Below are 12,300 nucleotides of genomic sequence, written 5' to 3' on the forward strand. Positions count from 1 at the left end.
ATCAACCTACTCACTTTAGCAACGATACCCTTGAGATAGCGTTCACATTCCCGGACACTGGCTCTTTCCATTTTCCGATGATTGAGAAGAGGTTGTTGCGATGACAGCTCCCCTGTTTGTCTCTGCCGATTGGTTAAAAGAGCATTACACCGATGAAACGTTGCAGGTATTAGATGCGCGCATGTTGCCGCCAGGTCAGGAAGCGGTGCGTGATATCCAGGCGGAATATCTGGCAGGGCATTTGCCCGATGCGCCTTATTTCAATATCGAAGCTTTGTCCGATCACACCAGCGCTTACCCGCATATGATGCCGCGCCCGGAAGCTTTTGCCGTGGCGATGCGCGAACTGGGTGTTAATCAGGATAAACATCTGGTGGTGTATGACGAGGGTAACCTGTTCTCTGCACCCCGTGCATGGTGGATGTTGCGCGCCTTTGGCTGCGTCAACGTGTCGATTTTAGCGGGCGGTTTGCAGGGCTGGAAAGCGGCAGGTTTTGATGTCGCTTCGGGTCCGGTTGATCTGCCAGAAGGCGAGTTCGAAGCCCATTACGATCAGGGGCTGGTGAAACGTTTGACCGATGTGTTGTTGATCAGCCATGAGGGCGGCGCGCAGATCGTTGATGCCCGAGCGGCTAACCGCTTCAATGCTGAAGTCGATGAGCCTCGACCCGGTCTGCTGCGCGGACACATCCCGAATAGCCTGAATATGCCGTGGAACAATCTGGTGGTGAACGGCGAGCTGAAACCAGCGGCTGAACTGCGCGATTTGTTTGAAAAAGCAGGTATTCAACTGGATCAACCCATTATCGCCAGCTGCGGTTCGGGTGTGACGGCAGTGGTGGTGATTCTGGCGCTGACGTCGCTGGGCGTGCGTGACGTCACGCTGTATGACGGCTCATGGGGTGAATGGGGCAGCCGCGACGATTTACCGATAGAGAAATAAAGTTTAGCTAGCCGATTAAACTGCTGAGCATGGCAATGAAGGGGGTTGCAGAACAAACTTCTGCGCCTGCTAATGATGATTTGACTACCGCGCAATAAATTGCGCCGCTACCCGATAAGTGCGATCCGTAGCGGCGCGATTTATCGCGCGTATCTTAAGCCGAACGATGGCTGTCAGATGCGCAATCAATTGCACCGCAGCTAGCGATTTTTAGATAATCCGCTGACTGCCTTTAAAGTCGCGCAGGAAACTGCCCCAGCGACGTTCATAAAATGGCGTGATATGGGCGGTGAAGAAGTGGCTGACGCCTTTCTCGTCGACCACCACTTCGCAGATATCAATCGGTGCATCATCCGCCAGCGTATCGGTTGCCACGCTGCCTGCCGCCTGAATAATCTCATCAATATTGCTATCGGCTTCGATACCGATCAGCAAATTGGGCTCTTCCATAGCATTCTCACGAATGCTGGCGATGTAAGCACGACGCACCTGCTTATATTTGGCAAACAGCTGCGTCAGTGAATCAATCATCTGCGCGGGCGGTTCAGCCACTTCCGACAGAAGCAGCGCATGGCCGCCTTCCAACACCGTTTGCTGACTCAGCGCACTACCCTCTTCACCGATCAAATGGGCAATCTCACCCGGTGAAAACTCTTTACCGGCTGGCAGCTTAGGATTGAGGAATAAACTCTCACCCAGGGTCATTTCGAACAGCGTGCGCGCGGGCAGGCGCAGATAAGGCTGCTCTTCTTTAATTGCTTCGCCCATCGCCTCTTCTGAGGTGAAGAACGGGATAACGCTGCCGCCACCCTCTTTTTCCCAATGCAGCAATTCCACAGGCGAGGTGGCATCAAACTGCTCTGCAGGGCTTTCACCTGGCACCCAAATGTCAGATTCCAGCAGCAGTTGAAAGAATTCCGGACGGTGCGCAGGCTCAGTGGCGGCCAGCTTTAACACCTCTTCAAGACGATTGCTCATTTATCAAGTTCCAAAAAAACGGCAAGCTCATGCATGAGGTTTGCCGCTTAAGCGCTGTTCGGTCGCCATAAATGACGACCCTACACAATACTGATGAAGGATGCACATCAATGGCGACCAGACGAAAGGTGCATGCACATCAATGGCGGCCTGACGTAGGTTACACATCTCTCTGCGACCCAACGTAAGGTGCGCACTCATGCGCACCGATTTTATTTCAGTAACAGATTGGCAATAGTGCGCACACCCAGACCGGTGGCACCCGCTGACCACTGATCCACCGCGCTTTTACGGTAAGTGGCAGAACAGTCAATGTGCAGCCAACCCTGCTGATACTTGCTAACGAAGTAAGAGAGGAACGCCGCCGCGCTGCTGGCGCCTGCTGCATGTGCCGGACTCGCGATATTGTTCAGATCGGCAAAGTTTGACGGCAGATGGCTGCGATGGAACTCCGCCAGCGGCAGACGCCAGAAGGCTTCGTTTTCACCGGTTGCACTGCCCAACAGAGATTCCGCCAGGACATCGTCAAAGGTAAACAGGGCGTGATAATCGTTGCCCAGCGCCGTTTTCGCTGCACCGGTCAGAGTTGCTGCATCGATCAGTAACTCAGGATTTTGCTCGCTGGCATCAATCAGGCCATCAGCCAGCACCAGGCGCCCTTCCGCATCGGTGTTCATCACTTCCACGGTTTTACCGTTACGATAGCGAATGATGTCGCCGAGACGGAACGCGTTACCGCTCACCATGTTGTCAGCACAGCACAGGAACAGCTTCACACGTTTCTTCAGGCCACGCGCAATCGCCAGCGCCAGCGCGCCAGTCACCGTTGCTGCGCCGCCCATATCGGATTTCATCGAATCCATAAACGCGCTCTGCTTCAGGCTGTAACCACCGGTATCAAAGGTGATGCCTTTTCCGACCAGACAAGCGTATACCGGCGCATTTTCATCGCCGCTTGGGTTGAAGTCGAGCGCCAGCAGCACAGGTGCGCGGGTTGAACCGCGGCCCACGGTGTGAATACCGGCATAACCCTGCTCGCGCAGATCCTCACCTTTGGTGATGCGATAGCTCACTGCGTCACCGCCCACTTCGCTGATCAGATCGATCGCGCTGTGCGCTAGTTGTTCCGGACTCAGATCTTCCGCTGGTAAGTTGATGGTGTCGCGCACCCAGTCAACAATCTTCAGACGACGATCAAATTCTGTTTGATCGTTTTCGCTTAATGCTGGCCACTCTACCTGGCGCTTGCCTTTCGGGCTGCGATAGCCTTGCCAGAATGCCCAGCACTTCTCTAAATCCCACTCTTCGCCGCTCAGGGCTACGTGGCGAATCCCCTGACCGTCCAACTTACGCCCCGCGCGCTGGATGCTCATCAGCGCATCGGCGCCAGTCAGGTGAAGGGTCATGCCACTTTCAGTGCTGCTCAGCAGTGCTTTTTCACCCCAGCGCGCATCGGCGGCCTGGGAGCTGAGCGTAATTGTCATCGGTTGTGTTGTCATCGCGTGGCTCCGTTTGCGTTAGGTGTCACCTTACGCCAGAACCGGCGCAAGGGGTGCATGAATTAGCGGGACGTGGCGGGCGTTAATGCCCGTAAACGGCTTACCGCTTTATTGACCAGCTCAATGGCATAGTCAATTTCCTCTTCGGTAGTGAAGCGTCCTAGCGAGAAGCGCAGCGAGCTGTGTGCCAGCTCCTGCTCAACGCCCATGGCGCGCAGTACATAAGAGGGTTCGAGACTGGCCGAGGTACAGGCAGAACCGGACGACAGCGCCAGATCTTTCAGCGCCATAATCAGCGATTCGCCATCAACCTGAGCAAAACTGAGGTTGAGGATATTCGGTGCACCCTGCTCAAGCGAACCGTTAATATTCACATTCTCTAACTGGCTGATGCCGTGCCACAGACGTTGGCGCATGGCTGCGAGACGCGCCATTTCACTGCTCATCTCTTCACGTGCAACGCGATACGCTTCGCCCATGCCCACGATTTGATGCACCGGCAAGGTACCGGATCGCATACCGCGTTCATGACCGCCGCCGTGCATCTGCGCATCGATCTGTAATTTAGGTTTACGACGCACCCACAGCGCACCAATGCCTTTCGGACCGTAGATTTTATGCGCTGAAAACGACATCAGATCCACCGGCAGTGCCGCAACATCAATCGGCAATTTGCCGACGCTTTGGGTGGCATCAACATGAAACAGGATGTCACGCGCGCGGCACAAGGCTCCGAACGCGGCGATATCCTGAATCACGCCGGTTTCGTTATTCACATGCATCAGAGAGACCAGCACCGTGTCATCGCGCAGTGCGGCTTCCAGCATCGCAGGCGTGACAATGCCATCGCTGCCGGGTTGCAGATAGGTGACGTCGAAACCTTCACGCTCCAGTTGCTGGCAGCTATCCAGCACTGCTTTGTGCTCAGTTTGACTGGTAATAATGTGTTTGCCGCGCGCCTGATGGAATTGAGCCGCGCCCTTAATGGCGAGGTTATCAGCTTCGGTCGCACCGGAAGTAAAAACGATTTCACGCGGATCGGCATTGACCAGCTCTGCAATCTGATTGCGCGCCACATCAACGGCTTCTTCAGCCTGCCAGCCAAAACGGTGAGAACGGGAAGCGGGGTTACCGAAGGTGCCATCCAAAGTCAGAAACTGCATCATTTTGGTGGCGACACGCGGATCGGCAGGCGTTGTCGCTGCGTAATCCAGGTAGATCGGTAATTTCATTGCGCTAAAACTCCGTATAAAAAATCATACGTCTTTATAGCACGATTCAGCCCCGGCTGTGTGAACAGCAAGGGCTGAAGGGGAGCGGATTAAGCACGCAGATTAACGTTGATGGTTTCCTGCATACGATGCTGCTGGAAGCGGCGAGTGTCGTTCATGTTCTGACGATCTGCCACATCCAGGATTTCCTGGTTGTTTACCAGTTCAGCCAGCGTGATGTTGTTGAGGAATTCGCTGATGCGTTCGCTCAGGTCACGCCACAAGACGTGAGTCAGGCAGCGCTCGCCGCCCTGGCAGCCTTCTTTGCCCTGGCACTTGGTGGCATCAACAGATTCGTCAACCGCCGTGATCACCGCGCCAACGGCAATCGCGCCAGCATCTTTACCTAACAAATAACCGCCACCTGGACCACGAACGCTGGCCACTAAACCGTGCTTACGCAGACGTGAGAATAACTGCTCCAGATAGGAGAGCGAAATGCCCTGACGCTCAGAAATGTCAGCCAGCGGCACCGGGCCCTCGTTTGAGTGCAGTGCAACGTCCAGCATAGCGGTTACGGCATAACGTCCTTTGGATGTCAGTCTCATAGCATACAACCTCGTAAGCGTCCGTCCGGGTATCGGCGGGCTATCTGATGAATTGACGCCAGTCTGCCATTCCTGAGTAAAACGGTCAACTATTTAACCAAGTAATTTACTCAACTATTTAACCAACTGTTTTACTCAACTATTACCCTTATCACCTTTAGGCTTTTGGAACGAAGCCAGCATACCCCGCAGGATATTGAGTTCATCACGTTCCGGGCGCGCGCGGGTGTAGAGACGGCGCAGTTTGCTCATCACCTGGCTCGGGGTGCCTTCGCGGATAAAGCCGCTCTCCAGCATCATCTTCTCAATGTGTTGATAGAAGCGCTCCAGATCGTCCACCAAAGGATAAGGGGATTCTTCTTCTTGCGGTTGTGGGCTGGCTTTCTCCTGCGCATCCAGCCATGCCATACGCACTTCGTAAGCAATGATCTGCACTGCCATCGCCAGGTTCAGCGAGCTGTATTCCGGATTTGCCTGAATGGCGACGTGATAGTGGCACTTCTGCAACTCTTCGTTGGTCAGGCCCACACGTTCACGACCAAACACCAGTGCAACCGGTGCCTGCTGGCCCTCTTCCACGCTTTTGATACCGCATTCACGCGAATCCAGCATCGGCCAGGGCAGCGAACGGGAACGCGCGCTGGTGCCGACAACCAGGCTACAGCCCGCAATCGCTTCGTCCAGCGTATCCACGATTTTTGCATCGCCAATCACATCGCTGGCGCCGGCGGCAAGAGAGATGGCCTGCGAGTCAGGTTTGACCAGCGGGTTGACCAGATAAAGATTGGTTAAGCCCATGGTTTTCATGGCGCGAGCAACAGAGCCCATGTTGCCAGTGTGCGAGGTTTCAACCAGTACGATTCGGATATTTTGCAGCATAATAGTGAGCGGTGAGAAAATGATGGCGCGTAGCCTAGCATAAAAGCAGGACATTTGCTGAACACCCTGATATACTCCGCGCCGTTTTCACCCGTTCTTTAACATCCAGCGAGAGATACCGATGCATCCGATGCTCAACATCGCCGTGCGCGCAGCGCGCAAGGCCGGAAATTTAATTGCCAAGAATTATGAAACCCCGGACGCTGTCGAAGCCAGCCAGAAAGGCAGCAACGACTTCGTTACCAATGTTGACCGCGACGCAGAACGTCTGATTGTCGAAGTGATTCGCAAATCCTACCCGCAGCACTCCATCATCACCGAAGAAAGCGGTGAACTGGCGGGTGACGATCAGGACATTCAATGGGTAATCGATCCGCTGGATGGCACCACCAACTTCATTAAACGTTTACCACACTTCTCAGTTTCAATCGCAGTGCGCATCAAAGGCCGCACCGAAGTGGCTGTGGTTTACGATCCAATGCGCAACGAACTGTTCACCGCTGTTCGCGGTCAGGGCGCACAGCTGAATGGCTACCGTCTGCGTGGCAGCACCGCGCGTGACCTGGATGGCACCATCCTGGCAACCGGCTTCCCGTTCAAGCTGAAACAGCACGCAACCCCTTACATCAACATCGTCGGCAAACTGTTCACTCAGTGTGCTGATTTCCGTCGCACCGGTTCTGCTGCGCTGGATCTGGCTTACGTGGCCGCTGGCCGCGTGGACGGTTTCTTCGAGATAGGTCTGAAGCCATGGGATTTCGCTGCGGGAGAACTGCTGGTGCGTGAAGCGGGCGGCCTGGTGACAGACTTCACCGGCAACCATGGCTACATGATGTCAGGTAACATCGTTGCAGGTAACCCACGCGTTGTGAAAGCCATGCTGGCGACCATGCGTGAAGAACTGAGCGAAGCGCTGAAGCGCTAAGCACGAAAAAGGCGGATATCATATCCGCCTTTTTTTACGCCGTTAAAACGGTCGTAACCCGCTACTCATCATCGGCTGTGCGCTTTGCCACAGTAACCATCCCGCGAGCATCAGCACTACCCCGCCCGTTAACGCCAGTGCAGACATAACGACTTTCGCCCGTTGAGAATCGCCGTTTGCCGCGCCCAACTTCTCGGCCAGGCGACGCGAACGCTGAACTAACAAACCCATTGCAGACACCGTCACGGCGGTACCGATGGCCATCGCAATGGCAGAAGCCACGCCCCACGCATAAACGCCAATCACCTTGGCAAATAGCAACATCATGATGGCACCAGAACAGGGACGCATGCCCATGGATAGCACCACCAGCGCCTGAGTTTTGCCACTCACTGCCTGCTCCATCTGTTCCGCGCTGGGCAAATGGGCGTGACTGCACCCGCAATGTTCATCATGCTGATGATGCGGGCGAATGGCGCGGATCTGCATTTTTTGCGGCGCAGGACGCAATCCCTGATAAAGAGCGCGCAAGGCGCGCCAGCCGACCCACACGCCCAACGCCATCACCAGCAGATAACTGCCCTTCTCCAGCCAGTAACTGCCGAGATGCATTTGCCGCGATGAGGTTTGCAATACCACCAGCATCACTGTGACCAAACCAATCGCCACACCGCCTTGTAACAGTGCGGCCAGTAGCGTCAGTTTCATGCTGGTTTTCAGCTTCGCGGGATGCGTCGCCAGGAAGGTGCTGATCACCACTTTGCCGTGCCCTGGGCCCAGCGCGTGCAGCACACCATAAGCCAGGCTAAAAAGCATTAAAGTCACGCCCGCCTGCTGAGGCTGGTCAGCGACTTGTTGCAGGAGTTGGGTCATTTCGCGATTGAGGACTTTCTGCCATAACACGCTTTGCAGCAAAATTTGCGACCAGTGCTGCCACAGGGTATATCCGGCAGCAAGCATCACTATGGCCAGCAACCAAAGCGGCCACAGTCTGCGTGAACGAGAAGGCAGAGAAATCAATGACATGTCAGGGTCACCGTCTGCGCGAATTGCTGGCCGAGATCCATGTCTTCCGGCGGCGCATCGGCTTTATCCAGCGACAGCGCATATTGCTTGAGCGAGTCATCCGGTTTGGGGGTATGTAAGTCTATCTGGCAGTGTGCTTTTACGCCGTCGTCCATGGTTAATGCCTGTGGGTTATCGTAATACATATCAACAAAGTAGCTCGGGTCGAAGGTCTGAATACGATACTGTTTCGCACTCAGCGACTGTGGTTCGCCAAACGGCACAATAAACTCCAGCACCGCTTTGTTGCCGTTGCGCGACAAATTGTACTCTTTGGGCAAATTCAGGAACTTCACCCGCGTTTTGTCCTGCCATACCTCTGAGAAGTAATGTTGCCCCAACACGTTCGCCATCACCTGCGCCGCCAGCTTTTTCCATACCACGTCACCGGGTTTCGCTTTGCCGGCATCGTAAAGCAGATCGGCTGAAGTAATTTCATCCATGGTCCACACCATTTTCATGCCTGTCAGGTGATCGTTTTCGCTGACGAACTCGTTTTTCATATCGATAAAGCTGTGCGGATGAGACCAGGCTGCAGCGCTGAACAACAGCGTAAAAGGAATGAGTGCAATTTTCATGTGTTATAAAGTAACAATTCTCAAGTGAAGATTATACTGGCCCAGAAAAACTGTGACCCGCCTAAAAGCTCTGAGCAAAAGTCACGACAAAGTGCAGGGTTACCGCGTGGAGTTAGCTATTCTTAGCTCAAAAATGACCCGCGGATAATACTATTGATGAGTTCTGCACCTTCATCTGCACCACTCTTCAGCCGTGCCCAGCGTCGTTGCCATCTGCTATTGCTACTGTTTCTGCCTGCTCCCGCGCTAACGCTTGAAAAGCTCTGCCAGTTAAATGGTGTTGATCCTGTCGTTGCCCGACAGGATATCGCGGATGTCGGTGATGAGATACAGCGCTTCCATCAACTGGAGTTACACCAGATGGTGGATGGCAGCTTCCGCATACATGGGACGGAACTGGACAGGCGGCTCTGCCTGCTCCATTGGCTGCGACGCGCGCTGCGCCTGTCGCAGGATTTCGTCTGCGAACATTTTGCTCCCGTGCTGCGTCAGCGCCTGAAAGTCCTCAATATCGAAAAGGCGCTGTGGGATGAAACCAATCTGCAGGCGTTAATTCAACATTGTAGTCTGCGACTAAGCCGCGATTTCACGCCGCGCGATCGCCTGTTTCTGCAAATTTTTATGAAGTACGCGCTGTGCCAACGGCAAAATGCGCTGTTCAATGAGAAACAGCGGGCATGGCTGGCAACAAAAACCGAGCGTGCTGCCGCAGATGATGTGATTCACCACTGGCAGAAACGCTGCCATTTAGCGCCGGACGTTAGCGAAACCGACTTCTGGACGCTGCTGTTCAGTTTGATTCATGCGCCGGATGGGAATCAGCTTGAAGACCACCAGGCGCAGCAGCTCATGCTGGCCGTCGAAGCGTTAATCGCCCGTTTTGAACAGCTGGCGCAGACACGCGTCAAAAATCAGCACGAGCTGAAATTGCAATTATTCACGCATCTGGCGCAAGCGCTGGATCGCAGTCACTTTGCCATTGGGATTGATAACAGTGTGGCATTGGACGTGGCGCGTCTTTATCCACGTTTACTGCGCACCACCGAACGCGCGCTCTATCACTTTAGCAGTGATTTCGGCACGGAATTCAGCGCGGAGGAAGTGAGTCTGGTGGCAGTGTTGTTCGGTGCCTGGCTGATGCAGGATAGCGCACTGCAGGAGAAGCAGGTACTGCTGTTGACCGGCGCGGATGCGGCAATGGAACAATTACTGGAGCAGCAAATCCGCGAGATAACGCTGCTGCCAATCAACATCACTTATCAGGATATGCTGCACTTTCAACGAGAAGGTGCACCGCGTGACGTGGCGCTGGTAATCACACCCTACGCCACATCGTTACCGTTGTTTTCACCGCCGCTGATCCACGCCGAGCTGCCGCTGAGCTACCATCAGCAGCAGCGCATTCGTCAACTGCTGGAAGCTTAAGCAGCGCGCGGACGAAGGAACAATGCAGGAAGCGCCACCAGTGCCATCACCCAGAACAGATGTCCCTGTAAATGGGTAAACAGCACACCGCTGATCATCGTCATCACGGCAATCCCGCCGCCCATCGCCAGTGCAGAGTAAAGCGACTGCAACCGAATCACCTCGGCCCCTTTGCGCGCGGCAATAAAGCGCATCGCTGCCAAATGGCATACGGTGAAGCTGCCACAATGCAAAATCTGAGCAGCAATGAGCAGCGGCAGCGCAGTGCTGGATCCCAGCATCACCCAGCGCACTAACGCACAGCAGCAAGAAAGCAGCAGCAAGTCGCGGGCACTCCAGCGACGGAACAGACGATTACTCAGCGCGAAGATGACGATTTCCGCCACTACGCCCAACGACCATAGATAGCCAATCACCGATGCGGAATAGCCTGCTTCCTGCCACCAGATAGCACTGAAGCTATAATAAGCTGCATGTGCCCCCTGCATTAGCGTCACGCATAACATAAAGCGCCAGACCGCGTTCTCCCGTAGCATATCGCGCCACGCCGTCCAACCGCCGCTTGCCCCCTGCCGCGCATCACCTTGTGGCCGGGTTTTGGGTACTAACATCATGCCGCTAAGCATGGCCAGCAAGCCCACACTTAGCAGTGCCAGAATCGCCTGTGATGACCAGGCACTCACCAGCATCCCCGTCAGCGCAGAGCTAATCACAAACGCCAGCGAACCCCATAGCCGCACCGGGCCATAAGCCAGACCAATTTGCTGCGTCCAGGTCGCTGCCAGCGCATCGCTGAGCGGCACCAACGGCGAGAAAAACAGGTTGAAGCCCACCATGACCAGTAACAGCCATAACCATTGGCCGCCAAACCAGAAACCTAACGCAAAAAGGCACGTCATCAATGCCAGCAGCCGCAACGCCAGAATCAGCTGAGAAGGGTTTTTAACCTGCGAGGCGATCAGCAGGCTACCGACAAATCGCGCCACCATGCCGCAACCGAGCAGTAAGCCGATTTTTTCAGCGTCCAGGCCTATGCCTTTGAGCCAGACGCTCCAGAAAGGTAAGTAGATGCCATAACAGAAGAAGTAGGTGAAGTAGCTGAGTCCCAGCCATCTGGCCGATCCGATGGTCATTTTGCCTCCCACAGGCATGTCAGCTGCGCCCGCAGCCCATTGGGCCGCTACTTTGTCAGAGGCTTGAACAAAAGTGAAATGAAAGGTCGGGGAATAGCTTTTTCTGCGACAGGCTTCGTATCGGAAATCGTACCTCAGACGCCGTAATAACAAGGTCTGCGTGAACGCTTCATGTGCGGTGTGTGCGGTGTGTGCGGTGTGTGCGGTGTGTGTTGACTCTATACAGCACGGGTCGCGTGCATAAAAAAAGGATGGCAAGCGCCATAATGCTTGTCAGTTAAGATCTTAATGGAGGCCGCAGCGGATAACGTTGCGGCTTCTTTTTTACCGCCCTTGGGTAATGCCGCACTCTTCTTTCCGGCAGCACCAGCCCTGGCGCCATCGCCATTATCTCTTCCATTATCCGCGGTATTTTTCCCCCTGAGATGCCCGGTAGCAGGCTCAGATGACTTCTCAGATACAGTGCGGACTGCTTAAAACTCATCTGATAAGGTTCCACGTCTTTCAGGCTGTACGCCATCTGCGCCATCATGAACCTCAGAAGGTTATAGGCCAGGACCACGCCCCACAGCTCCTGACGCACAAGTTCTGGCTTTTTGCTTCTCAGCGTCAGCTCATTATTCAGCAGGTGTTGTTTCATCTCGCGGAACCCATGCTCTATTTCCCAGCGATGGCCGTATAAGTCCACGACATCTGCTTTGGGATACCTCAGGGGGTCGCACATGGATGTCAGGATTTGAACCGTTTTTCCGTTGAGTTCTTTGCTGATAAGCCTTGCCGTCAGCGTGTCTGCAGCACCCTGCCATTTTTTCTTCGCCTGCGGCGACAGCTGTAATTCCACCAACTCCTGCCCGGCCCCTAAGCTACGGACTACACGGTACTGTGCCCCTTTGCGCAGCGGCAACATCCAGTGTCTTTCCGTTCCCGCTGACTGCCAGGCGTGCAGCAGACCCAGCGCATAAAAACCTTTATCAAAGAGGGTCAGAGAGTGGTCGGGGGTTTGTGGGATAAGCTGAGCGGCAAGATCGGCTTCGCCGACAGCTGAGACGCTGTCGA

At 54.7% G+C, this 12,300-nt stretch carries 12 protein-coding genes; 3 read left to right on the plus strand and 9 right to left on the minus strand.

Annotated features, from left to right (window positions below; all coding sequences use genetic code 11):
- Positions 1-100 precede the first annotated feature (100 nt).
- The gene (sseA, locus tag FD744_RS24055; RefSeq protein WP_160869800.1) at positions 101-943 is read left to right on the plus strand and encodes a 3-mercaptopyruvate sulfurtransferase; all 843 of its coding nucleotides are present in this window, start codon (positions 101-103) and stop codon (positions 941-943) included.
- Positions 944-1,153: 210 nt separating this feature from the next.
- On the opposite strand, the gene sseB is transcribed toward sseA, so the two are convergent.
- From sseB to trmJ, 5 genes are all read right to left on the minus strand, one after another.
- Positions 1,154-1,921 carry an enhanced serine sensitivity protein SseB gene (sseB, locus tag FD744_RS24060; protein WP_058959145.1) on the minus strand — a complete coding sequence of 256 codons (768 nt, stop codon included), beginning with the start codon at positions 1,919-1,921 and terminating at the stop codon, positions 1,154-1,156.
- 212 nt (positions 1,922-2,133) lie between these two features.
- Positions 2,134-3,420 carry an aminopeptidase PepB gene (pepB, locus tag FD744_RS24065; protein WP_160869802.1) on the minus strand — a complete coding sequence of 429 codons (1,287 nt, stop codon included), beginning with the start codon at positions 3,418-3,420 and terminating at the stop codon, positions 2,134-2,136.
- A gap of 62 nt (positions 3,421-3,482) precedes the next feature.
- Positions 3,483-4,652: an IscS subfamily cysteine desulfurase gene (locus FD744_RS24070; RefSeq protein WP_160869804.1), complete on the minus strand. Its 1,170-nt coding sequence runs from the start codon at positions 4,650-4,652 to the stop codon at positions 3,483-3,485.
- A gap of 89 nt (positions 4,653-4,741) precedes the next feature.
- Positions 4,742-5,239, minus strand: coding sequence for a Fe-S cluster assembly transcriptional regulator IscR (gene iscR, locus FD744_RS24075; protein ID WP_034825654.1), 498 nt, complete (start codon positions 5,237-5,239; stop codon positions 4,742-4,744).
- A gap of 135 nt (positions 5,240-5,374) precedes the next feature.
- Entirely contained in the window at positions 5,375-6,118 is a 744-nt protein-coding gene (gene trmJ, locus FD744_RS24080; protein WP_034825966.1) for a tRNA (cytosine(32)/uridine(32)-2'-O)-methyltransferase TrmJ, read from the minus strand.
- Positions 6,119-6,239: 121 nt separating this feature from the next.
- Between trmJ and suhB the strand changes: the two genes are divergently transcribed.
- Positions 6,240-7,043: an inositol-1-monophosphatase gene (gene suhB, locus FD744_RS24085; protein ID WP_034825653.1), complete on the plus strand. Its 804-nt coding sequence runs from the start codon at positions 6,240-6,242 to the stop codon at positions 7,041-7,043.
- A 42-nt stretch (positions 7,044-7,085) separates the two neighbouring features.
- Here suhB and FD744_RS24090 read toward each other — a convergent pair whose 3' ends face one another.
- On the minus strand, positions 7,086-8,069 hold the full coding sequence (locus FD744_RS24090; protein ID WP_160869806.1) for a nickel/cobalt transporter: 984 nt from the start codon (positions 8,067-8,069) through the stop codon (positions 7,086-7,088).
- Positions 8,060-8,686, minus strand: a complete 627-nt coding sequence (locus FD744_RS24095) for a DUF1007 family protein (protein ID WP_058959151.1) — start codon at positions 8,684-8,686, stop codon at positions 8,060-8,062. The genes FD744_RS24090 and FD744_RS24095 overlap by 10 nt, the downstream gene beginning before the upstream one ends.
- Before the next feature lie 156 nt (positions 8,687-8,842).
- Here FD744_RS24095 and csiE point away from each other — a divergent pair, with 156 nt between their 5' ends.
- Positions 8,843-10,111 carry a stationary phase inducible protein CsiE gene (gene csiE, locus FD744_RS24100; RefSeq protein WP_160869808.1) on the plus strand — a complete coding sequence of 423 codons (1,269 nt, stop codon included), beginning with the start codon at positions 8,843-8,845 and terminating at the stop codon, positions 10,109-10,111.
- Here the strand turns inward: csiE and FD744_RS24105 are convergent.
- Both FD744_RS24105 and FD744_RS24110 read right to left on the minus strand, forming a co-directional pair.
- Positions 10,108-11,244 carry a 3-phenylpropionate MFS transporter gene (locus FD744_RS24105; protein ID WP_034825954.1) on the minus strand — a complete coding sequence of 379 codons (1,137 nt, stop codon included), beginning with the start codon at positions 11,242-11,244 and terminating at the stop codon, positions 10,108-10,110. The two genes, csiE and FD744_RS24105, sit on opposite strands and share 4 nt — an antisense overlap.
- A gap of 277 nt (positions 11,245-11,521) precedes the next feature.
- Positions 11,522-12,300: IS4 family transposase (locus FD744_RS24110; protein WP_160869810.1), on the minus strand; the 779-nt coding region annotated here is incomplete at its 5' end.

Origin of the sequence: Pantoea sp. Taur, assembly GCF_009830025.1 — a bacterium.
Lineage (GTDB): Bacteria > Pseudomonadota > Gammaproteobacteria > Enterobacterales > Enterobacteriaceae > Pantoea > Pantoea communis.

Coding starts and splice junctions, on each gene's coding strand:
- iscR (WP_034825654.1), bottom strand. CDS start 5,239: ATGAGACTGACATCCAAAGGACGTTATGCCGTAACCGCTATGCTGGAC.
- FD744_RS24070 (WP_160869804.1), bottom strand. CDS start 4,652: ATGAAATTACCGATCTACCTGGATTACGCAGCGACAACGCCTGCCGAT.
- csiE (WP_160869808.1), top strand. CDS start 8,843: ATGAGTTCTGCACCTTCATCTGCACCACTCTTCAGCCGTGCCCAGCGT.
- FD744_RS24105 (WP_034825954.1), bottom strand. CDS start 11,244: ATGACCATCGGATCGGCCAGATGGCTGGGACTCAGCTACTTCACCTAC.
- suhB (WP_034825653.1), top strand. CDS start 6,240: ATGCATCCGATGCTCAACATCGCCGTGCGCGCAGCGCGCAAGGCCGGA.
- trmJ (WP_034825966.1), bottom strand. CDS start 6,118: ATGCTGCAAAATATCCGAATCGTACTGGTTGAAACCTCGCACACTGGC.
- pepB (WP_160869802.1), bottom strand. CDS start 3,420: ATGACAACACAACCGATGACAATTACGCTCAGCTCCCAGGCCGCCGAT.
- FD744_RS24090 (WP_160869806.1), bottom strand. CDS start 8,069: ATGTCATTGATTTCTCTGCCTTCTCGTTCACGCAGACTGTGGCCGCTT.
- sseB (WP_058959145.1), bottom strand. CDS start 1,921: ATGAGCAATCGTCTTGAAGAGGTGTTAAAGCTGGCCGCCACTGAGCCT.
- sseA (WP_160869800.1), top strand. CDS start 101: ATGACAGCTCCCCTGTTTGTCTCTGCCGATTGGTTAAAAGAGCATTAC.
- FD744_RS24095 (WP_058959151.1), bottom strand. CDS start 8,686: ATGAAAATTGCACTCATTCCTTTTACGCTGTTGTTCAGCGCTGCAGCC.